The following is a 22,348-nucleotide window of genomic DNA, read 5'->3' on the forward strand; positions in this document are numbered from 1 at the left end:
AAAATGGAAAAATTACCAAAAGTAGCATTACCCTTTATCGTAGTCGCTATAGTATTAGTTATTATACTTACAAAATCGGCAGTAACTATTGGCTCTGGTGAGGCTGGAGTGCTTTTTAAGACTTTCGGAGAAGGTGTTGTTGTAGATGAGCCGCCAATGGCTGAAGGTTTTCATATTGTTGCACCTTGGAATAAAGTTTATGTTTACGAAGTGCGTCAGCAAGAGCTTTTTGAGAAAATGAAAGTGCTATCGTCTAACGGGTTAGAAATTCAGATTGATGCTTCGGCATGGTATGAGCCTGTTTATAGTGATCTTGGGAACTTACACCAGTCTTTAGGTCAAAATTATTTACAGCGTGTTATTCAGCCAGCAATTCGTTCTGCTGCGCGTAGTGTTGTTGGTCGTTATACGCCCGAGCAATTATATTCAAGTAAAAGAGACGCTATACAAGATGAAATTTTTGCAGAAACAAAAAAGATTTTAGACAAGCAATACGTACAACTAAACGAAGTTTTAGTTCGTGATGTAACTCTACCCAATACAATTAAAGAAGCTATTGAGCGTAAATTGCGTCAGGAACAGGAATCGTTAGAATATGAATTTAGATTGGTCACAGCATCAAAGGAAGCAGAAAAACAACGTATAGAAGCGCAAGGTAAAGCAGATGCTAATAAAATTTTAAGTGCATCATTAACAGATAAGATTCTTCAAGATAAGGGTATAGAAGCTACAATGAAATTATCAGAATCATCAAATAGTAAAGTAATTGTTATAGGTTCTGGTGATAGTGGATTGCCTATTATTCTTGGCAATCAATAAGATTATTTAGTTTTTTAGCTATCTATTTAAAAATCATCATTTTTTTATAGCTATCTATTAAAATAGTTAAATTGTTTTAGGAATTGTATTTATAATTTGGATTTAATCATATAAATTATAGATATTTGCAACAAATAAAGAATACATGACTTTTATTCAAATACATCATCATTTTCATATTTGCCCTCAAGCGAACTGAAAATGTATTGAATAAAATCAACATATATTTTAAACCCGTTTGAGACAATCAAGCGGGTTTTTTAATTTAAGTTCCAACTTGGTAGTTTCAAACTCATAAAAACAACAAAATGAGTAAATTAAGAATTGCAGTACAGAAATCGGGTCGATTAAACCAAGACTCGATGAAATTATTAAAAGACATTGGTATTTCTATCGATAATGGTAAAGACCAATTAAAGGCTTCAGCTAAAGGGTTTCCAGTAGAAGTATTTTACTTGAGAAACGGCGATATTCCGCAGTATTTAAAGGATGGTATTGTTGATGCTGCCATTATTGGCGAAAATGTTTTAATTGAAAAAGGTGAAGGCATTAATGTTGTTGAAAAATTAGGATTTTCAACATGTCGCGTATGTATTGCTGTACCAAAGGCAGATAATTACGATAGTATAAAAGACCTAGAAGGAAAACGTATTGCGACATCATACCCTAATACAGTTAAACAATTTTTAGACAAAAATGGTGTAAATGCAAATCTACACATCATTAATGGTTCGGTTGAAATTGCACCAAATATTGGTTTAGCAGACGCTATTTGCGATATTGTTTCAAGTGGAAGCACATTATTTAAAAACAACTTAAAAGAAGTTGATACGATATTAAAATCAGAAGCTGTTTTAGCGGTATCACCTAAATTAAATGAAGTACGACAAGCTATTTTGGAAAAAATTCAATTTAGAATTCAATCTGTTTTAAAAGGAAGAAATTCTAAATACGTATTGCTTAATGCTCCTAATGATAAAGTTCAAGACATAATAAATGTATTACCAGGAATGAAAAGCCCAACAGTATTGCCTTTAGCTGAAGCGGGTTGGAGCTCAATTCATTCTGTGATTAGTAAAAATCAGTTTTGGGATGTCATAGATGATTTAAAAGCAAAAGGCGCGCAAGGTATTTTGGTATGTCCTATTGAAAAAATGGTGCTTTAGTTTTAAAATTGAATTGAGATGGAAATAATTAAAAATCCAGATAGAAGGAATTGGAATTCAATTTTAGAACGTCCAACAGAAACCATTGCTAACATTGAAGCTATTGTAAATGAGGTTTTGAATGATGTTCGAGTTAATGGGGATGTAGCTATTAAAAAATATACAGCAAAGTTTGACGGTGTTGAGTTAGAATCGAATATTGTAACCCAAGAAGAATTTAAAAATGCTGAGAATTTAGTGCCTGAAAAACTTCAAAAAGCAATAAAAGCTGCAAAAGAGAATATAGAAGCATTTCATGCCGCGCAAAAAACTCCACGAGTTGAAGTTGAAACGGCAAAAGGTGTTAGCTGTTGGCAAGAAAAAAGAGCTATTCAAAAAGTTGGTTTATATATACCTGGTGGAACAGCCCCTTTGTTTTCAAGTGTTTTAATGTTGGTAATTCCTGCGCAAATTGCTGGTTGTAAAGAAATTGTATTATGTTCGCCTCCAAATAAACAAGGTGAGTTATCTCCAGAAATTTTATTTGCGGCACAACTTTGTGGTGTAACAAAATTTGTAAAAGTTGGTGGCATTCAAGCTATTGCAGGATTAACCTTTGGAACAGAAACTATTCCACAAGTTTATAAAATTTTAGGGCCCGGAAACCAGTATGTAACTGTTGCAAAGCAGTTAGCTACAAAACATGGAGTTGCAATAGATATGCCAGCGGGACCTAGCGAATTGCTGGTTGTAGCAGATGAAACTGCAAATGCAAGTTATATTGCATCAGATCTACTCAGTCAAGCTGAGCACGGAACCGATAGTCAAGTTATTTTGGTTTCAACATCAGAAAGCATGATTAATTCAGTTTCAGATGAAATAGAATCGCAATTGGCTGTTCTTCCGCGTAAAGCGATTGCAGAAAAAGCAATTAAAAACTCTAAGCTAATATATGTTGAAAATGATGATTTGGCTTTAGAAATGATAAATGAATACGGTCCAGAACACTTTATTGTTTGCACTAAAAATGAAGATTTTTATGTAGACGGTGTTTTTAATGCAGGTTCTGTATTTGTTGGGGATTATACGCCTGAAAGTGCTGGAGATTACGCCTCTGGAACGAATCATACACTGCCAACTAATGGATTTACAAAAGCTTATTCTGGAATAAACTTAGACAGTTTCTTAAAGAATATGACCTTTCAAAAAATATCTAAAGAAGGGCTTTTAAACATAGGAGAAACCATAGAATTAATGGCAGAAGCAGAAGGCTTGCAAGCACATAAAAATGCGGTATCTATTCGATTAAAGGATTTGAAGTAATGAATATTCAAGATTTAATAAGACCAACCGTTAAGGTACTAAAACCGTATTCATCGGCAAGGGATGAATACCAAGGTAATAGTGATGACATGGTATTTTTGGATGCGAATGAAAATCCGTTTGAAAATGGTGTAAATCGTTATCCAGATCCTCAACAGCGTACCATAAAATCTTTGCTTTCAGAAATAAAAGGTATTCCACAGAAGAATATTCTTTTGGGAAATGGTAGTGATGAAGTTTTAGACTTGATTTATCGTGCTTTTTGCGAGCCAAATCAAGATAATATTATTACGTTACCACCAACTTATGGGATGTATAGTGTGCTGGCTAATATTAATGCTATATCTATAAAAAGTGTTCAATTGGGCGCTAATTTTCAGCCTAAAGTTGATGAAATTCTTAAAATAGCAGATTCAAATTCGAAATTGCTCTTTCTTTGTTCACCAAATAATCCAACCGGTAATAGTTTTGAGTCTAGATCAATTGAAAGATTAATTAAGGAGTTCAAAGGTATAGTTGTTATTGATGAAGCTTATATCGATTTTTCAAATGAAGAAAGTTGGGCAAGTCGTTTGGAAGATTTTCCAAATTTAATTGTTACACAAACCTTGTCAAAAGCCTACGGAATGGCGGGAATAAGGCTTGGTATTTGTTATGCTTCAAAGGAAATTATTTCAGTTTTAAATCGTATTAAGCCTCCTTATAATGTCAATGAATTGACACAACAGAAAGCGATTTCTCAATTAGAAAAAAGCGAATTGACAAAACAGCAAGTGTCAAATATTTTAGAAGAGAGAGCAGTTTTAGTGAATAATTTGGAGCATGTAAATTATATTTCTAAAATTTACCCATCAGATGCAAATTTTGTTCTCGTAAAAGTTGATGATGCCACAAAGCGTTACAATCAGTTAATTGAAAAAGGCATTGTAATTAGAAACAGAACGACCCAACCAGGATGTGAAAACTGTTTGCGCTTTACAATTGGAACTCCAGAGGAAAATAAAATATTAATAGATACTTTAAATTCAATATAATGAAAAAAGTACTTTTTATCGATAGAGACGGCACTTTGGTATTGGAGCCGCCAGTAGATTATCAACTGGATAGCCTTGAAAAATTAGAGTTTTACCCAAAAGTATTTCAATACATGGCAAAAATAGCCAGTGAGTTAGATTACGAATTGGTAATGGTAACTAACCAAGATGGTTTGGGGACGGATAGTTTTCCTGAAGATACGTTTTGGCCAGCTCAAAATAAAATCATTGATGCATTTTCAAAAGAAGGTGTTGTGTTTACTGAAATTCACATAGATAAAACATTTCCAAGTGAAAATGCTGATACACGTAAACCAAGAATAGGCTTGCTGACTAAGTATTTCTCAGAAGATTACGATTTAGTGAATTCTTTTGTTTTAGGAGATAGAATTACAGACATGGAACTTGCTAAAAATTTAGGAGCCAAAGGTATTTACCTATCTGAAGATCCAGAATTAGGTGCTGATGAAATTGAATCTTCTCAACAAGAAATATTTGACTGTATAGCACTAAAAAGTACAGATTGGGCTGAGATATACGCTTTTTTAAAAGCAGATGAGCGTTCTGGTGGATTGATAAGAAATACAAATGAAACTAAAATTGCTATTCAATTAAACCTTGATGGTACAGGGAAAAGCAAAATTGATACGGGACTTGCGTTTTTTGATCATATGTTAGATCAAATTGCGCGTCACGGACAATTAGATTTAAATATTAAAGTTGATGGTGATTTAGAAGTTGATGAACATCACACTATTGAAGATACGGCTATAGCTTTAGGTGAGCTATTCAATAAAGTTTTAGGAAATAAACTTGGAATAGAACGTTACGGATTTTGTTTACCAATGGATGATTGCTATGCTCAGGCAGCAATTGATTTTGGAGGTAGAAACTGGCTAGTTTGGGAAGCAGATTTTAAAAGGGAAATGATTGGTAAAATGCCAACAGAAATGTTTTATCACTTCTTTAAGTCTTTCACAGATGGCGCAAGATGTAACTTGAATATAAAAGCAGAAGGCACAAACGAACATCATAAAATTGAAGCTATTTTTAAAGTGTTTGCAAAAGCAATTAAAATGGCTGTGAAGCGAGATATTGAAAAAATGATTTTACCGTCAACTAAGGGAATGTTGTAAAAATAGCTTTTAGCCTTATGCTATTAGCGGTTAGCCAAGAGCAAAGAGGCAAAAGCCAAGAGTTGAAAAAATGAAATTAGTTATAATAAATTACGGCGCAGGAAATATCAAAAGCATCCAGTTTGCTTTTAATCGTTTGGGGTATAATGCAGTTTTGTCAAAGGATCCAGAGGAAATAAAATCCGCTGACAAAGTGATTTTTCCTGGTGTAGGAGAGGCAAGTTCTGCTATGAAAATGTTAAAAGAAAGTGGATTAGACACATTGATACCAACACTTAAACAACCTGTTTTAGGAATTTGTTTAGGAATGCAACTCATGTGCTTACGGACAGAGGAAGGCCATACACAAGGTTTAGGGATTTTTCAAACCAATGTAAAGCGTTTTTCAAATGATGTAAAGGTTCCTCAGATGGGGTGGAACGTTATTAAAGATTTAAAATCTCCTTTATTTAAAGGGATTGAAGAAAACGAATACATGTACTTAGTACACAGTTATTATGCAGAGCATTGCAATGAAACCATTGCTGCAACTGATTATGGGTTGAATTACGCTTCTGCATTACAACATGAAAATTTTTATGGTACTCAATTTCACCCAGAAAAAAGTGGAAATGAAGGTGCTAGAATATTACAGAACTTTATAAATATGTAGCTTTTAGCCTTTAGCCTTTAGCTTTTAGCTAATGGCCAATTGCTAAAGCCAATAGCTAAAATATGAGAATAATACCAGCAATAGATATTATAGATGGGCAATGTGTGCGTCTTTCGAAAGGCGATTATAACACCAAAAAAATCTATAATGAAAACCCTTTAGAAATAGCAAAGCAGTACGAAAATCATGGTATTAAGTATTTGCATTTAGTAGATTTAGATGGAGCGAAAGCAAGTCATATTGTTAACCATAAGGTTTTAGAACAGATTGCTACAAAAACAAATTTAAAAATTGATTTTGGAGGAGGTTTAAAAACAGATGAGGATTTGCGTATAGCTTTTGAATCTGGGGCAGGACAAATCACAGGAGGTAGTATAGCAGTTAAAAAACCTGAAGTATTTAAAAGTTGGTTGTCAAAATTTGGAGCCGATAAAATTATTTTAGGTGCAGATGCTAACAATGAAAAAATTGCAATTAGCGGTTGGTTAGAAGAATCTGATGAAGAGTTAATTCCTTTTGTTCAGAATTATATGAAGGAAGGCGTGTCATATGTTATTTGCACCGATATAGCAAAAGATGGCATGTTAGAAGGTCCATCATTTGATTTATATGAGAAGATGTTGAAACAGTTACCTCATGTAAAATTGATTGCTTCTGGTGGTATTTCAGAATTTGAGGAATTACCAAGACTAGCCGAATTAGGATGTGAAGGCACTATAATTGGTAAAGCTATTTATGAAAATAAAATTAGTTTAAAACAACTTGAAAATTATATAGTAAATGCTAACTAAAAGGATTATACCTTGTCTAGACATTAAAAACGGACGTACCGTAAAAGGTGTTAATTTTGTAGATTTAAGAGATGCAGGTGACCCTGTAGCTTTAGCAAAGCAATACGCAGATCAAGGTGCTGATGAATTAGTATTCTTAGATATATCAGCAACTCTTGAAAATAGGGGGACTACTTTAGATATGGTGATGCATGTTGCGGAACAAGTTAATATTCCGTTTACTGTAGGTGGAGGTATTTCTAGTGTGGAACATGTAGATGCATTATTGCAATGTGGAGCAGATAAAGTATCCATTAATTCATCGGCAGTAAAGAGACCTGAATTAATAAATGAATTGGCTGATAAATTTGGAAGTCAATGTGTAGTTGTTGCTATTGATGCTAAACAAATAGAAGGAGAGTGGTTTGTTCATCTTGCAGGAGGTACTATACCAACAGATATTAAATTGTTTGAATGGGCTAAAGAAGTTGAAAAACGAGGTGCAGGTGAAATATTATTCACTTCTATGGATCATGATGGTACTAAAAACGGTTTTGCAAACAAAGCTTTGTCAAAATTATCTGATGAATTGAACATACCCATCATAGCTTCAGGAGGTGCGGGGAATGTACAGCATTTTATTGATACTTTTGAAAAAGGAAAATCGGATGCAGCTTTAGCAGCAAGTGTATTTCACTTTGGAGAAATACCAATACCAGAATTAAAGAAAGATTTAAAAGATAATAATATACAAGTGCGTTTGTAAAAACGACCTTTTATACTGAATTTATTTTCAGCATGTCATAAAGAAACAACAATGGAAATTAAATACGATCAAAACGGATTAGTACCAGCAATCATTCAAGATGCCACAACAAAAAATGTATTAATGTTGGGTTATATGAATGAGGAAGCTTACCAAAAAACATTGGAGATTAATAAAGTAACTTTCTTTAGTAGAAGTAAGCAACGTTTGTGGACAAAAGGTGAAGAGTCTGGAAATTTTTTAAATCTTGTAGATGTTAAAAATGACTGTGATAATGATTCGCTTTTAATTCAGGTTAATCCAGTAGGGCCAACCTGTCATAAAGGTACTGATAACTGCTGGGGGGAAGAAAACAAGCCGTCTTATGGATTCTTTTCAACCTTGGAAGACGTTATTTCGGAACGTGTTGAAAATAAAGACACCAAAAAGTCTTATGTGGCTAGCTTATTTTCAAAAGGTATTAATAAAGTAGCTCAAAAAGTAGGTGAGGAGGCAGTAGAAACTGTTATCGAAGCTATGGATAATAATGATGAACTGTTCTTATACGAATCGGCAGATTTATTATTTCATTATTTAATGTTATTACAAGCCAAGGGCTTTACATTAAAGGATATTGAAGCTGAATTAAAAGGGAGACAAAAGTAGATGCAGTTTCAGCCTAAAAAGTATTATTATCTTATAAACTTCCAGTATTTAGGCTATCGTTTTCATGGATGGCAGAAACAACCCAATGTGAAAACATTACATTTAATGGTCGATAGAACGTTAAATTATATTCTGGAGGATAAATATTTTAAAACACTTGTTTCAGGAAGAACCGATGCTATGGTTTCTGCTGAAAATGCTACTTTAGAGCTGTTTTTACGTCATAAAATAGACAATTTAGATGCGTTTTTAAAGTTGTTTAACTACAATTTACCCCAAGACATAAGAGCTCTTAAAATAAAAGAAGTTGATCAAAAATTCAATATAATTAATAATCCTAAAATTAAAGAATACTTATATCTATTTACATATGGAGAAAAATGTCACCCATTTTGTGCACCAATAATGACTACTATTTTAGATGACTTAGATATTGAACTCATGAAAAAAGGAGCTAAATTGTTTGAAGGCGAGCACTACATGAAATCATATTGCTACAAGCCAACAAATAATGGTATATATATGAGGGTAATCGAAACTTGTGAGTTGGTTGAAAACAAAGTATATACCGCCAATTATTTCCCAAAAAAATCTTATATACTGAGGGTTAAAGGAAAAGGGTTTATGAGAAATCAAATCCGATTAATGATGGGAGCACTCATAGATTTGGGTAAAGGTAAATTATCTCTAGACGACATAAAAATAAGTTTACTTCCTGAAAGTAAGGTTAAGATGGATTATATAGCTCCAGCCTCTGGATTGATTTTGAATAATATTGAGTTTGAATAGAGCAAAAGGTTTTGTAATTTGTCTTGCTTAATATTGCTATGTTTGCATAAATTCATCAATCAAAAAATCAATTATGACGAATACTATTCCTAAAGACGTTTTTACATTTTTCAAAAATTTAGAAAAAAACAATAACCGTGATTGGTTTAATGATAATAAACCTGAGTTTAAAGCTTTAGAAAAAGAAGTTAAGGCCTTTTATAATGTGATATTTGAAAACTTAAATACACATGACGAGATTGATAAACTCAAAATATTCAGAATATATAGAGATGTTCGTTTTTCAAAAAACAAATTACCTTATAAAACACATTTTGGAGGATCTTTTCATCGCACAAAGCCAAGATTAAGAGGAGGTTACTATTTGCATATTCAACCAAATAATGAAAGTTTTATTGCCACTGGTTTTTGGGAGCCAGCAAAAGAAGATTTGATGAGAATTCGTAAAGAATTTGAAATGGATGATTCTGAAATTCGTGAGATACTGGCTAATAAAAATTTCAATTCGGTTTGGGGAGACACCTTTGTAGGAGATGAAGTGAAGTCAGCACCAAGAGGCTTTGCAAAAGATCATAAAGCCATAGATTTAATCAAGAAAAAACAATATATTTTCACAAAGAAGTACACAGATAAAGAAGTGTTATCCTCGGGTTTCTTAAATGAAATTGATTCAGCATTTAAAGACATTCGCCCATTTTTTGATTATATGAGCGATGTGTTAACTACCGATTTGAATGGGGTATCTTTGATTGAAGATTAAACCGCTTCCAATAATTCAGGTTTGTCTAAAAGTTGAATATTGCTTAATAAACGCTCTTTAACCAAATTCATCATGCGCTTGTTTAACGCTGAAGAGTTTTCAATGTAAATAAGATATTCTTCAACAGAGAATAAGCCTATAATCATACCTTTCATTGAGTTTCTTAGCTTCATGTCCTTTTGAATTGCATTTTCAATATAATCCATGCGCTTATCTAAAATCAAATCATAAAAAACAGATTTATGCTTAGTGATGTAATTTCTAAAAACTTCAATAAGTAAATCGTTTTGAAACTTAATGGCAGGGCGCAAAACAGAATTCTGAAACCGCTCATCGCTACTCATATCATCGTTAATCGTAGCACTTGAAATTTCTGGTCTAATACTTTTTAGATGGAATTGTCTTGAGTTCATGATGTAGATTTTTACTAAAAATATTCATTAAAAAGACTGAATAATTGCTTAAGGTTTATAATTGTTAACTAGGTTATTAACAATAAAAGCCGAAAAGTAGATTTTTCGGCTTTTCTAAAGAGGTGAATCTACTATTAAATTTGACTTAGTCCGCCGTCAACTTCAATTTCTATACCATTGATAAAAGAAGCATCATCTGATGCTAAAAATAATGCTGTATTTGCTATTTCTTCAGATGTACCAAACCTGCCTAGTGGTACATGACTAGCAAACTCAGTGCCCATACCATCAAGAACATCCTGTGGTAAACCCATTTTACCATAAATAGGAGTTTCTATAGGGCCAGGTGCAATTGAATTCACTCTAATTCCTCTTGACTTCACTTCAGAAGTTAAAACGCGTGCATAAGAGCGCAGTGCACCTTTACTTGCTGAATATACTCCAAAGCCATCAAACCCTTTTTGACTTACAATTGAAGTAGTAAATAAAATAAATCCACCATCATTCATTACAGGTAGCGCTTCTTTAATGGCGAGTATTGGTCCTTTTACGTTAATGTCAAAGATGTCATTATAATGACTTTCTGTAATTTCTGTTGTTGGAATAGGAGGAGCTATTCCTGCGTTTAGAAATAAAATATCTATGTTGCCGAAATGGTTTTTAGCGGTTTCTATAAGACGTTTATTATCTTCTGCTTTACCAGCATCGGCTAATACGGTTATAAAATCACCTGTTAAGTCTTTTGCTACATCATCAAGTGCTTCTTGCCGTCTGCCAGACAACACAACTTTTGCACCTTCTTTTAAATATAGTTTTGCTGTTGCTAATCCAATACCACTGTTGGCTCCAGTAATAACTGCTACTTTGTTTTTAAGTTTACTCATAATAAAAATATTTATTTGAAACAATCGTTTCAGATTAAATTAAAAAAAATTAAATTAATGTTTGTATAATCGTGTTTTTGATACTTTCAAGTTCTAATTTATTTGAAATTAATATTCCCGTCATTCTAAATCCCTGCATGTTGGAATAGAGATATAAGGCATATTCTTTGCCTGTTCTCTTAGAATTTATAAGATGATCTTGTTGTGCTTTACTTACTAAACCCTCCAATAGAGTCAGCATATCATTTTGGTTTTTCTGTAAAAAGTTAGTGATGGAAACATCGTGATTAGCCATTTCTGAAGCACAATTCACTATCAAACAACCTTTATCCTGTTCATCCTTGGTCATCTCTAAAATATAAATATCAAAAATTAACTCGATCGATTCCAATGGATTTGAAGCTTTACTCAATTTCTCAGATAATTGGGTGTTACACTTGCTTTTATATGTTTTTAAACACTCTAAAAATAGATTATGCTTATTTTCAAATGAGTTGTAAATACTTGATCTATTTAAACCCGTTGCATCCACAATATCCTGCATAGACGTCGCATTGAAACCTTTGTCATGAAAGACGTCGGTTACCTGTGCAATTACTAAACCTCTATCGAATGTTTCTACTTTCGGCATTTTATTTGGAATGAACGTTTCAAAATTAAAAATTAATTTTAAACCGCAATGTTAAAATTTAGTTATTTTTGAAAAAAGACTAGTTTTCATGAAATTTGGAAGTGTTGAAAACCCGCAGAATATTGATTTCACTTTACCACATGATCATTTGGATACAGCTCGTGTTCTAGGAAAAGTTAAAGACGATAATGTTCCTGATATTTATGTAGGTTGTGCCAAATGGAATAAAGCAGATCTGAAAGGGTTTTATCCAAGAGGTACTAAAGATGAATTAGTTTACTATTCCTCTCAGTTCAATTCTATAGAATTAAATGCGACCTTTTACAGGATTTTTCCTGCTGAACAATTTTCAACATGGTATGATAAAACACCCGATGGATTCAAGTTTTTTCCTAAGCTAAATCAAGAGATTAGTCATTGGAAACGGTTAAATGATACTAAAGAAGTTGTCGATCACTATTTAAACAATGCATTAAATTTAAAAGAAAAGCTTGGTACTGTATTTCTACAAATGAACAACAATTTTACTCCTAAGGATTTTGATAGAGTGATCACTTTCGTGGAAAGTTGGCCTAAAGAAATACCTTTAGCAGTAGAGTTCAGGCATACCAATTGGTACAATGACGAAGCCATTGCGGAAGATTTGTATCAATTGTTGGAAGGCAATAATATTTCAAACGTGATTGTGGATACCGCTGGGAGACGTGATTTAATGCACATGCGATTGACTAATCCCATGGCCTTTGTGCGCTATGTAGGTGCAAACCACCCTTCAGATTATACCCGATTGGATGATTGGATTGAGCGATTAAAACTATGGAAAGATCAAGGTGTTAAAGAAATTGATTTTTTTATACATCAAAATATAGAGAAAGAATCGCCACTGCTTTCAGCTTATTTTATAAAAAAGATTAATTCGGAACTCGGTTACAACCTTAAAACACCTAATGAAGACGACCAGCAAAGTCTTTTTTGACCCCTTCATTATTGTTTAAAAATTGTAATCAATTTTGTTATTCTATTGCATTAAATTCAAATAATGATGCATCCGTTGGCAATTTTATAAAAATTCAATAACAAAGGGTCTTAAAGTTTTAAATAACTGTAATAAAATATAAATTTGTGCTGCTTTATAACTTCCAAAGTAGTTTTAACAAAATAATTAAAGATATTTATGAGTAAATCATTGTTTGATAAAGTATGGGATTCGCATGTTGTGCGAAACATTGAAGATGGACCAGACGTATTATATATAGACCGTCACTTAATCCATGAGGTTACTAGTCCTGTAGCTTTTGTTGGATTAGAAAGTAGAGGCTTAAGTGTATTGTACCCGGAGCGTACATTTGCTGTTGCCGATCATAATACACCTACCATTAACCAACACTTACCAGTTCAAGATCCTTTATCTGCTAATCAATTAAAAACATTAGAAGATAATGCAAACAAGTACGGTATTAGCCACTGGGGATTAGGTCATCAAAATAATGGTATTGTTCATGTTGTAGGACCAGAAAATGGTATTACGGTTCCAGGAGCTACTATAGTTTGTGGAGATTCACATACATCAACTCACGGTGCTTTTGGCGCTATTGCTTTTGGTATTGGTACTTCTGAAGTTGAAATGGTTTTAACTACACAATGTATCATGCAGCCTAAACCTAAGAAAATGCGTATTAGCGTTAATGGTACTTTAAACAAAGGGGTTACACCTAAAGATGTTGGATTATATATTATTTCTCAATTAACAACTTCTGGTGCTACTGGATATTTTGTTGAGTATGCAGGTGATGTTTTTGAAAACATGACTATGGAAGGTCGTATGACTGTTTGTAACTTATCTATTGAGATGGGTGCAAGAGGAGGAATGGTTGCTCCAGATGAGAAAACTTACGATTATATTAAAGGTCGCCCAAAAACACCTAAAGGTGCTGATTGGGATAAGGCCATGGAATACTGGAAAACTTTAAAAACAGATGACGATGCTGTTTTTGATAAAGAATTAACTTTCAATGCTAGTGATATTGAACCTATGATTACCTACGGTACCAATCCAGGTATGGGAATAGCTATCTCAAATAATATTCCATCGGCTGATGCTGTAGAAGGTGGTAAAGCAACTTATGACAAGTCTTTAGCTTATATGGGTTATGCTGAGAATGATCAAATGATTGGTAAGAAAATCGATTACGTTTTTATTGGTAGTTGTACTAATGGACGTATTGAGGATTTTAGAGCTTTTGCATCTATTGTTAAGGGTAGACAAAAAGCTGATAATGTAACAGCTTGGTTAGTTCCAGGTTCGCACATTGTTGAGGCTAAAATAAAAGAAGAAGGATTGCTTGATATTTTTGAAGACGCTGGTTTTGTTTTAAGAGAACCAGGATGTTCTGCTTGTTTAGCAATGAATGATGATAAAGTACCAGCAGGAAAGTATGCGGTAAGTACATCAAACAGAAACTTTGAAGGTCGTCAAGGACCAGGATCAAGAACATTACTTGCTAGTCCATTAGTTGCTGCAGCAGCAGCTGTTACTGGAGTTGTTACCGATCCAAGAGAATTACTTTAATAAATTAGAATACAAGAAAATGGCTTACGATAAATTTACAACATTAACGAGTACTGCAGTTCCATTGCCAATTGAGAATGTAGATACAGATCAAATTATACCAGCGCGTTTTTTGAAAGCTACAAAGCGTGAAGGTTTTGGAGATAATTTATTTCGTGATTGGAGATATAATGGTGATGATACACCAAAACAAGATTTTGTTTTAAACAATCCCATTTACAAAGGAAAAATATTAGTAGGAGGAAAGAATTTTGGTTCTGGTTCTTCAAGAGAACATGCTGCTTGGGCGGTTTACGATTATGGTTTCCGTTGCGTAGTATCTAGTTTTTTTGCAGATATTTTTAAGAATAACTGTTTAAATATTGGTGTATTACCAGTACAAATTAGTCCAGAATTTTCAAATGAAATTTTTGAAGCTATTTATGCTGATTCGAATACAGAATTAGAAATAAATTTAGAAGCACAAACTATAACATTATTATCATCAGGAACTCAAGAGTCTTTTGATATTAATGGATACAAGAAAGGAAACATGCTGAATGGTTTTGATGATATCGACTATTTACAAAACATGAAAAGTGAGATTGAAACATTCACAGAATCTCGTCCTTTCTAAATAATGAGTGTAAAGCACATAGAAATAATGGATACGACATTGCGCGATGGTGAACAAACCTCGTCTGTGTCGTTTTCTGCTTCTGAGAAACTTACTATAGCTAAATTATTACTGGAAGAGCTAAAAGTAGATCGTATAGAAATTGCATCTGCTCGTGTTTCAGAAGGTGAATTTCAAGCGGTAAAAGATATTACCGATTGGGCGTCTGAACATGATTATCTCGATAAAGTTGAAGTATTAAGTTTTGTTGATAATGGTGTATCCATTAATTGGATGGTTGAAGCCGGAGCAAAGGTTCAAAATTTATTGACCAAAGGTTCATTAAACCATTTGACTCATCAGCTTAAAAAGACTTCTAATCAGCATTTTAAAGAAATTTCTGATGTCATTAATTTGGCCCGAGAAAAGGGTATTGGTACGAATGTATACTTAGAAGATTGGAGTAACGGTATGCGAAACTCCAAAGCCTATGTTTATGAGTTTTTAGACTTCCTGTCAACACAATCTGTAAAGCGTATTATGCTGCCGGATACTTTAGGGGTTTTAACCCCTGAAGAGTCTTTTGAATTTGTAAAAGAAATAAAAGACAAGTATCCAGATTTACATTTTGATTTTCATGGACATAATGATTATGATTTAGGAGTTGCTAATGTCATGCAGGCTTTAAAAGCTGGAGCAGACGGCTTGCACCTTACTATAAATGGTATGGGAGAGCGAGCTGGTAATGCACCTATGTCTAGTACCATAGCGGTTATAAATGATTTTATGCCGAGTATTACAACGGGCGTAAATGAAAAAGTACTATATACCGTTTGCAAATTGGTTGAAAACTTTTCGGGAATTTTGATTCCCTCAAACAAACCCATTATTGGTGCAAATGTTTTTACACAAACGGCTGGTATACATGCTGATGGTGATAATAAAAACAACCTATACTTTAGTGATTTAATGCCAGAGCGTTTTGGAAGAAAACGGCAATATGCTTTAGGTAAATCTTCTGGTAAAGCTAATATTCAAAAGAATCTTCAGCAATTGGGATTACAACTTGATGATGAAGATTTAAAAAAGGTAACCCAGCGTATTATTGAGTTGGGTGATAAAAAACAAGTGGTTACTAAAGAGGACTTACCCTATATTATTTCTGATGTTTTAGATAGGACATATGAGGAAAAAATAAAAGTAAACTCATATGTATTAACACATTCTAAAGGTTTAAAACCATCAACAACGGTTTCTATAACGATAGAAGAGGAAACTTTTGAAGAATATGCGCAAGGGGATGGGCAGTTTGATGCCTTTATGAATGCGATTAGAAATGTATTTAAGAGAAAGAAAACGATATTACCAGATTTGATTGATTATGCAGTTAGAATTCCTCCAGGAAGTCGCTCTGATGCATTATGTGAAACCATAATTACTTGGAAATATCCTGAGAAAGAATTTAAAACACGTGGGTTAGACTCAGATCAAACAGTTTCGGCAATTAAGGCTACTGAAAAAATGCTAAATATTGTGGTTAACTAAAATTTGAATATTGAAAACGAATTTGCGTTAGGGATTGTAGTGAAAATCATGCAATGACGGAGGAGTGAGGACTTGTAACGTAAAGCCCGACCGCTGTGGTAAGGCTAAAAAAAGATAAAATTTAACTAAAAATAAAACAATGAAATTTAATATTGCGCTTTTAGCCGGAGACGGAATAGGACCAGAGGTTATTGATCAAGCAGTAAAAGTAAGTGATGCTGTTGCAAAGAAGTTTGGACATGACATTACATGGCAACCAGCTCTAACAGGTGCCGCAGCTATTGATGCTGTTGGAGAACCTTACCCAGACGAAACTCATGAGGTTTGTAAAAATTCTGATGCCGTTTTATTTGGAGCTATTGGCCACCCTAAATTTGATAATGACCCTTCTGCAAAGGTACGTCCGGAGCAAGGTTTATTGAAAATGCGTAAAGCTTTAGGCTTATTTGCTAATGTGCGCCCAACGTTTACATTTCCTTCTTTATTAGATAAATCGCCTTTAAAGCAAGAACGTATTGAAGGTACAGATTTAGTATTTTTACGAGAGTTAACTGGCGGTATTTACTTTGGTGAAAAGGGTAGAAGAGATGCTGGTGAAACAGCTTTTGATAATTGTGTTTACACTAGAAAAGAAGTACAACGTTTGGCTAAAAAAGGTTTTGAATTAGCTATGACCCGTTCTAAAAAATTATGTTGTGTTGATAAAGCTAATGTTTTAGAAACCTCTAGACTTTGGAGAGAAACGGTACAGGCAATGGAAAAAGATTATCCTGAAGTTGAAGTATCTTATGAGTTTGTTGATGCCGTAGCTATGCGTTTGGTACAATGGCCTAATAGTTATGATGTTTTAATTACTGAAAACTTATTTGGAGATATTTTAACCGATGAAGCATCTGTGATTTCAGGATCTATGGGATTAATGCCATCGGCATCTATGGGAGCCGATATTGCTTTATTTGAACCTATTCACGGGTCTTATCCACAAGCAACAGGATTAAACATTGCTAATCCTATGGCAACCGTATTGTCTGCTGCTATGATGTTTGAAACAGCTTTCAACTTACCAGAGGAAGGTAAAGCCATTAGAGACGCTGTGAATAAGGCTTTAGCCGAAGGTATTGTTACTGAAGATTTAGCCGATGGAGGAAAGTCTTATGGAACAACGGAAGTAGGAGATTGGCTAGCCGCTAATATCTAATTAGAAAATCTCAAATATTATAAATTTATAGACCTGTTAAGCTTAATGTTTAACAGGTTTTTTTTATACATTAAAGCTACCGTGGCTAGGCAGTTCGAAAATTTCTAAATCAAAATAGGGAAGTGCTGCTATTAAATGGTCAAATATATCAGACATAATATATTCATAATTCTCCCAGCGTTTATCGCTACTGAAGGCATAAATTTCTAAAGGAATACCTTGAGTGGTCGGTGCCAATTGGCGAGCCATAATAATCATATCCTTATTTATGGCCGAGTGGTTGTGCAAGTAGGTATCTATATACTTCCTAAACACGCCCAGGTTCGTCAGGTTTCTACCGTTTAGCAATAATTCTTTGTTAATATTATTTGAGGCATTAAAAGCATGAATATCTTCTTGTCTGGTGTCTAAATAATCAGAAATTAATTGAATTTTTTTAAGTTCTTCTATTTTGTCCTGCGTTAGGTATTTAACGCCATCTTGCTTAATAAACAAAGCCCGCTTTATACGTCTGCCATCAGAACTAGTCATACCTCTCCAATTCTTAAACGAATCAGAAATTAAGGCATAAGTAGGTATAGTTGTGATGGTTTTATCAAAATTTTGAACCTTTACCGTGGCTAAATTTATTTCTTCTACATTACCATCGGCTCCATATTTTTCAAAAGTAATCCAATCACCAATGCGCACCATATCGTTAATGGCCACTTGAATACTGGCCACAAATCCTAATATAGTATCCTTAAATATGAGCAAAACAACAGCCGAAATAGCACCTAAACCGGTCAGGAATTTTATAAAAGGAATCCCCGTTATTATGGCTATGGACGATAAAAAAGCTCCTAACCAAGCAAAAATCATGAATACTTGAATATAGCTATCAATAGGTTTGTCCTTAAACCTTGGTAAGGTTTTTAAGTAGTCTTCAATGGTATTTAATATGCTTCTTACCATCCATAAAATAAGAACTAAAGAAAATACGATTAACCCTTTTTCTACAATGATCTCAAAATCGTAAAAATCTTCAAAAATGTCTGGAATAAATTCTAGTGCTATTAAAAATGGAATTATATGAGCTATGTTTCTCGGTACTTTGTTGGCAATTAATAAATCATCAAAATTAGATTTAGTCTGTTTAGAAAATTGAACAAAAGCTTGTATTAACAGCTTTCTAATAATAAAGTCAATAATAAAAATAATGACAAGCAGAGCGAATAGAAACAGAAAAATATTTAAATTTTTGGCTGTTGAATCTGATAGTCCAACGGAAATCATATAATCATAAACATGCTGCTTAATTGAATTCATTTTACAATTGCTTTTTTAAGATAAACTTTGTCAATATAAAATGTTCCAAAAGGAATGATTGAAGCTAGCAACACGGTTAGAAATTGCTTGGTATTCCATTGGTAATCATTTTTCAAAATGATGGCTAAGGCAATATAAGCAATAAATAGTAAGCCATGAGGCATACCTAACAACTTCACATATTGCGGGTCGTTTGCTAAATACTTAATGGGTGTGGCAATAAACAAAAGAAGAATATAAGAGACTCCTTCTAAAAGTGCCACAATTCTGAATATATTTTTAAAAGATAACATGTTTTATGTTTTAAGTGCAAAAGTAGAACACAAAAGTATAAAACACTACTAGTTAAGGTGTTTTTTAAATGGCATTGAAAATAATTAGTCCATATATGGCAAACCGCAATAGCCTTAAGGATCCATAAAGTACAACAGCTCTAAAAGGAAATTTTATAATACCAGCAGCAATACATGAAATTGAAAAGGGTAGTGGTAGTAAAGCTCCAACTATAATTAAAAAACCGCCCCATTTTCTTGAGTTTCTGAGTTGTTTTTCCATTTTAACCTCTAGGTAGTTATGTACCGAAGGAATTTTGGTCATAGAACGCCCCATCCAGTAAGCCAATAAACCACCACCATAAGATAATATGGCAAGTAAGCTTAAATTAAACCAAGGATCTGTTGTTTTGTCTGACCAAGCAATAAAAATTTCAGGAGGAACTAAGCCCAGAAGCGTTTCAGAAACAAAAAAGAAGCTTAAAACACCATACGCTGGAAGTATTTCGGTAATTTGAACTAGGGCATCATTAATATTAAAAAAATAATTTAGCCCCCAAACAAGTAGAACAATTCCTATGATATATGGCAAGGCTTTTTTGACTGCATTCCATACAAACACATAGAACCCAGTATATTGGTAATACTGATGCAATAGTTGCAAGCGCGATTTATCGCTTTTAGCTTTTGATGAATTTTTCATTTTGGGGCATTGAATAGGCAAAGATAATATTTAGGACATTATTTACATAAATATTATAAAAATCTATGCACTTTTTTTAGACGAAAATAAATGTCATAAATTACATTTGTAATTCAATATATGAAGTTAAATAGTAATTTCTCCTTAAATATTTAGTTTGATGAGTAGAAGTTTATTGGCATTAATTAAAGATGGCTTTTCTAAATTATTAGTATTAATGGTTTTAATACTGCCTCATGTTATGTTTTCTCAAGAGATTCAAAAGGACTCAACGAAGCAAAAGAAGATAGACATTGCATATACCAGTAAGGGGTTTCAGTTTAAAACATCAAACAATCGTCATTTACTGCATATCGAATCAAGATTACAATTTAGATTTGCCACTCCTGGAGACCAAAATCCACTTAATTATGATGACATTTATGCCACTGATAATACCGTATTTAAAATTAATAGAGCTCGGTTAAAGGTAGGAGGGCACGCTTTTCAGCCGTATTTAAAGTATTATTTTGAATACGAATTGGCACAAGGGAATTTGTTAGATTTTAGGCTGATGTTTACAAAATGGAAGGCCTTTAATATAAAAGTAGGCCAATGGAAAACGTATTATAATAGAGAACGGGTTATATCATCGGGAAAACAGCAAATGGTAGAACGCTCAATTATTACCCGGCCGTTTACTTTAGATAGACAGCAGGGTATTGAATTCTCTGGTCGTGTTTTTGAAGGGTCTCTAGCGGATATGACCTATCATATGTCTATTTTGACTGGATCGGGAAGAGGGGCTTCTGAAAATGATGATAATCATCTCATGTATGTCGGGCGACTGCAATGGAATTTCCTAGGAAGGGAGGTATCCATGTCTGGATCAGATTTAGATTATTGCTTAAAGCCTGAGTCTTTAATTGCCTTAGCAGCAGCAACTAACACCAGTCCGTATACGCGCTTTTCTCAAGATGGTGGAGGACAACTTGATGGTTTTGAACCAGGGGTCACTGGTCAATATGAAGTCAATCAGTTTATGATAGAAACGGCTTTTAAATACAAAGGATTTTCATGGCAGAGTGAATTACACAGTAAAGAAATTATAGATCATGTAAATCTTAAATCGACCCAATTAAATGGTAGTTATTTCCAAGCGGGTTATTTTTTCTCTAATCTAATTCCGGTTGTACCAAAACCATTGGAGGTTGCAGGACGTTTTGCATCCTATAATCCCAACGCTGATATTACTAAAAATTTAGAACAGGAATATGCACTGGCCTTCAATTGGTTTTTTAAGGGGGGACATAGAAATAAATTATCTGCTGAGTTTACATATTTCGCGTTGCAAAGTGATACTATTGAAGGTGATAGCGGCCTTAGGTTCAGAATTCAATGGGATATATCCTTATAAAATTCATAAATCAAGCCATAGTAAGCTGATAATTATCATATCAAGATAGGTCGGGTCGTTGTACATTTATGTCATACGATATACGAGCCATGAAAAATTCAATTTTATTATGTTTTACAGTAGTACTGAGTAGTACACTTTGTTTTTCTCAAAATGAAAATACCACCATAAAAACGGACTTTAAAGAGGTGATTTGGCATGTGAAAGGCTTTAAACCTGAGGTCAAGTTTTTAAAAATTAAAGCCATAGATAAATCTGGTAAAATATATGACGTCAAAGCCATACAGAACTCAGAACAAACCAGTTTGTTAGATGTGAAGGCTTTTGTAAAAGGCAAACGCTTACCGGTAAAAATGTTAGTGGGACAGGGAAAATATCATCCTATAAAGGCTATAGATGAAGATGGACAAATTTTAGACATCAAAGCGATAACAGATAATGAGGATTTTTTACCAGTTAAAGGTGTAAGTCAATCTGGAAATATTGTGCATATTAGAGCGATTTATGAGGACCTTATTTTTTATAATGTGATTGCTATTTCTCCAGATGGTAAAATCAATGCGGTAAAGGGTATTAAAATGAATACGGATGAAGTTGAAACTACGGTTAATGGGATTGAGGTATTCGCTCACATTAAATCTATTCCTCAAATAAAGTATTAAGTGTATGCATGGGGAATATGTATATACAATTGTGAATTCCTATTTTACATAATATAAATTATAGTACAAATGTTATCATTGGTATTTTATGAGAGAAGTCCATTTGATAGCTATAATTTAGTATTATGTAAAATAACCCAGAAGCATTCGTTTTCATTAGAATAATTAGAACTTGGGTTATTAAACTAATAAGCGGTTTGCTTCGCAGAGTTATTTGCATTTGTATCTATAATTTGCCGTTATGTAAAATAGCCACTGCCAAACGCTCGATTGTTTTACACATAATTATCCATCGTTTTATTATTATTTCATATTCACAAAATAATTGTCAAA

Annotated in this window: 24 protein-coding genes; 18 read left to right on the forward strand and 6 right to left on the reverse strand. The window is 33.5% G+C overall.

Features of this window, described 5'->3' with window-relative positions; all coding sequences use genetic code 11:
• The first annotated feature begins 3 nt into the window (after positions 1-3).
• The 11 genes from Q0857_RS11310 to Q0857_RS11360 all read left to right on the forward strand — a co-directional run bounded on the left by Q0857_RS11310 (position 4) and on the right by Q0857_RS11360 (position 9,839).
• The gene (locus tag Q0857_RS11310; protein WP_298535217.1) at positions 4-819 is read left to right on the forward strand and encodes a prohibitin family protein; all 816 of its coding nucleotides are present in this window, start codon (positions 4-6) and stop codon (positions 817-819) included.
• A gap of 308 nt (positions 820-1,127) precedes the next feature.
• Positions 1,128-1,985: an ATP phosphoribosyltransferase gene (gene hisG, locus Q0857_RS11315; RefSeq protein WP_298535220.1), complete on the forward strand. Its 858-nt coding sequence runs from the start codon at positions 1,128-1,130 to the stop codon at positions 1,983-1,985.
• An 18-nt stretch (positions 1,986-2,003) separates the two neighbouring features.
• On the forward strand, positions 2,004-3,287 hold the full coding sequence (gene hisD / locus Q0857_RS11320) for a histidinol dehydrogenase (protein ID WP_298535223.1): 1,284 nt from the start codon (positions 2,004-2,006) through the stop codon (positions 3,285-3,287).
• Positions 3,287-4,321: a histidinol-phosphate transaminase gene (gene hisC / locus Q0857_RS11325; RefSeq protein WP_298535226.1), complete on the forward strand. Its 1,035-nt coding sequence runs from the start codon at positions 3,287-3,289 to the stop codon at positions 4,319-4,321. The genes hisD and hisC overlap by 1 nt, the downstream gene beginning before the upstream one ends.
• Complete coding sequence (hisB, locus tag Q0857_RS11330) at positions 4,321-5,457, forward strand: bifunctional histidinol-phosphatase/imidazoleglycerol-phosphate dehydratase HisB (protein WP_298535229.1); 1,137 nt, start codon at positions 4,321-4,323, stop codon at positions 5,455-5,457. Before hisC ends, hisB begins: the two co-directional genes overlap by 1 nt.
• Before the next feature lie 70 nt (positions 5,458-5,527).
• The gene (gene hisH / locus Q0857_RS11335; protein WP_298535231.1) at positions 5,528-6,109 is read left to right on the forward strand and encodes an imidazole glycerol phosphate synthase subunit HisH; all 582 of its coding nucleotides are present in this window, start codon (positions 5,528-5,530) and stop codon (positions 6,107-6,109) included.
• A gap of 62 nt (positions 6,110-6,171) precedes the next feature.
• Positions 6,172-6,900 carry a 1-(5-phosphoribosyl)-5-[(5-phosphoribosylamino)methylideneamino]imidazole-4-carboxamide isomerase gene (gene hisA, locus Q0857_RS11340; protein ID WP_298535233.1) on the forward strand — a complete coding sequence of 243 codons (729 nt, stop codon included), beginning with the start codon at positions 6,172-6,174 and terminating at the stop codon, positions 6,898-6,900.
• On the forward strand, positions 6,890-7,645 hold the full coding sequence (gene hisF, locus Q0857_RS11345; protein WP_298535235.1) for an imidazole glycerol phosphate synthase subunit HisF: 756 nt from the start codon (positions 6,890-6,892) through the stop codon (positions 7,643-7,645). The genes hisA and hisF overlap by 11 nt, the downstream gene beginning before the upstream one ends.
• A gap of 15 nt (positions 7,646-7,660) precedes the next feature.
• Positions 7,661-8,290, forward strand: a complete 630-nt coding sequence (hisIE, locus tag Q0857_RS11350) for a bifunctional phosphoribosyl-AMP cyclohydrolase/phosphoribosyl-ATP diphosphatase HisIE (RefSeq protein ID WP_298535920.1) — start codon at positions 7,661-7,663, stop codon at positions 8,288-8,290.
• A complete protein-coding gene (locus Q0857_RS11355) occupies positions 8,291-9,079 on the forward strand; it encodes a tRNA pseudouridine(38-40) synthase TruA (RefSeq protein ID WP_298535238.1) in 789 nt (262 codons plus the stop codon).
• Positions 9,080-9,152: 73 nt separating this feature from the next.
• On the forward strand, positions 9,153-9,839 hold the full coding sequence (locus Q0857_RS11360) for a DUF2461 domain-containing protein (protein ID WP_298535240.1): 687 nt from the start codon (positions 9,153-9,155) through the stop codon (positions 9,837-9,839).
• On the opposite strand, the gene Q0857_RS11365 is transcribed toward Q0857_RS11360, so the two are convergent.
• The 3 genes from Q0857_RS11365 to Q0857_RS11375 form a co-directional block, all read right to left on the reverse strand.
• Complete coding sequence (locus tag Q0857_RS11365; protein ID WP_298535242.1) at positions 9,836-10,252, reverse strand: glyoxalase; 417 nt, start codon at positions 10,250-10,252, stop codon at positions 9,836-9,838. The genes Q0857_RS11360 and Q0857_RS11365 overlap by 4 nt on opposite strands.
• A 134-nt stretch (positions 10,253-10,386) precedes the next feature.
• Complete coding sequence (locus Q0857_RS11370) at positions 10,387-11,136, reverse strand: SDR family oxidoreductase (protein ID WP_298535244.1); 750 nt, start codon at positions 11,134-11,136, stop codon at positions 10,387-10,389.
• 49 nt (positions 11,137-11,185) lie between these two features.
• Positions 11,186-11,767, reverse strand: coding sequence for a TetR/AcrR family transcriptional regulator (locus tag Q0857_RS11375; RefSeq protein ID WP_298535248.1), 582 nt, complete (start codon positions 11,765-11,767; stop codon positions 11,186-11,188).
• Positions 11,768-11,855: 88 nt separating this feature from the next.
• Between Q0857_RS11375 and Q0857_RS11380 the strand changes: the two genes are divergently transcribed.
• The 5 genes from Q0857_RS11380 to leuB all read left to right on the forward strand — a co-directional run bounded on the left by Q0857_RS11380 (position 11,856) and on the right by leuB (position 17,674).
• Positions 11,856-12,743, forward strand: coding sequence for a DUF72 domain-containing protein (locus tag Q0857_RS11380; protein ID WP_298535250.1), 888 nt, complete (start codon positions 11,856-11,858; stop codon positions 12,741-12,743).
• Between the two features lie 198 nt (positions 12,744-12,941).
• Complete coding sequence (gene leuC, locus Q0857_RS11385) at positions 12,942-14,336, forward strand: 3-isopropylmalate dehydratase large subunit (RefSeq protein WP_298535253.1); 1,395 nt, start codon at positions 12,942-12,944, stop codon at positions 14,334-14,336.
• Between the two features lie 19 nt (positions 14,337-14,355).
• On the forward strand, positions 14,356-14,952 hold the full coding sequence (leuD, locus tag Q0857_RS11390) for a 3-isopropylmalate dehydratase small subunit (RefSeq protein ID WP_298535255.1): 597 nt from the start codon (positions 14,356-14,358) through the stop codon (positions 14,950-14,952).
• A 3-nt stretch (positions 14,953-14,955) separates the two neighbouring features.
• Positions 14,956-16,476: an alpha-isopropylmalate synthase regulatory domain-containing protein gene (locus Q0857_RS11395; RefSeq protein WP_298535257.1), complete on the forward strand. Its 1,521-nt coding sequence runs from the start codon at positions 14,956-14,958 to the stop codon at positions 16,474-16,476.
• Between the two features lie 139 nt (positions 16,477-16,615).
• Positions 16,616-17,674 carry a 3-isopropylmalate dehydrogenase gene (gene leuB / locus Q0857_RS11400; RefSeq protein ID WP_298535260.1) on the forward strand — a complete coding sequence of 353 codons (1,059 nt, stop codon included), beginning with the start codon at positions 16,616-16,618 and terminating at the stop codon, positions 17,672-17,674.
• 63 nt (positions 17,675-17,737) lie between these two features.
• On the opposite strand, the gene Q0857_RS11405 is transcribed toward leuB, so the two are convergent.
• From Q0857_RS11405 to Q0857_RS11415, 3 genes are all read right to left on the reverse strand, one after another.
• Positions 17,738-18,982, reverse strand: a complete 1,245-nt coding sequence (locus tag Q0857_RS11405) for a mechanosensitive ion channel domain-containing protein (protein WP_298535262.1) — start codon at positions 18,980-18,982, stop codon at positions 17,738-17,740.
• Positions 18,979-19,275, reverse strand: a complete 297-nt coding sequence (locus Q0857_RS11410; protein WP_298535265.1) for a DUF3817 domain-containing protein — start codon at positions 19,273-19,275, stop codon at positions 18,979-18,981. Before Q0857_RS11410 ends, Q0857_RS11405 begins: the two co-directional genes overlap by 4 nt.
• A 64-nt stretch (positions 19,276-19,339) precedes the next feature.
• Complete coding sequence (locus Q0857_RS11415) at positions 19,340-19,957, reverse strand: short-chain dehydrogenase (protein ID WP_298535266.1); 618 nt, start codon at positions 19,955-19,957, stop codon at positions 19,340-19,342.
• 160 nt (positions 19,958-20,117) lie between these two features.
• On the opposite strand from Q0857_RS11415, the gene Q0857_RS11420 reads away from it, so the two are divergent.
• Positions 20,118-21,353: a porin gene (locus Q0857_RS11420; protein WP_298535268.1), complete on the forward strand. Its 1,236-nt coding sequence runs from the start codon at positions 20,118-20,120 to the stop codon at positions 21,351-21,353.
• An 89-nt stretch (positions 21,354-21,442) separates the two neighbouring features.
• Complete coding sequence (locus Q0857_RS11425) at positions 21,443-22,015, forward strand: hypothetical protein (protein ID WP_298535271.1); 573 nt, start codon at positions 21,443-21,445, stop codon at positions 22,013-22,015.
• The last annotated feature ends 333 nt before the right edge of the window (positions 22,016-22,348 follow it).

The sequence above is a fragment of the uncultured Algibacter sp. genome (assembly GCF_947495925.1).
In the GTDB taxonomy this organism is placed as follows: Bacteria; Bacteroidota; Bacteroidia; order Flavobacteriales; family Flavobacteriaceae; genus Algibacter_E.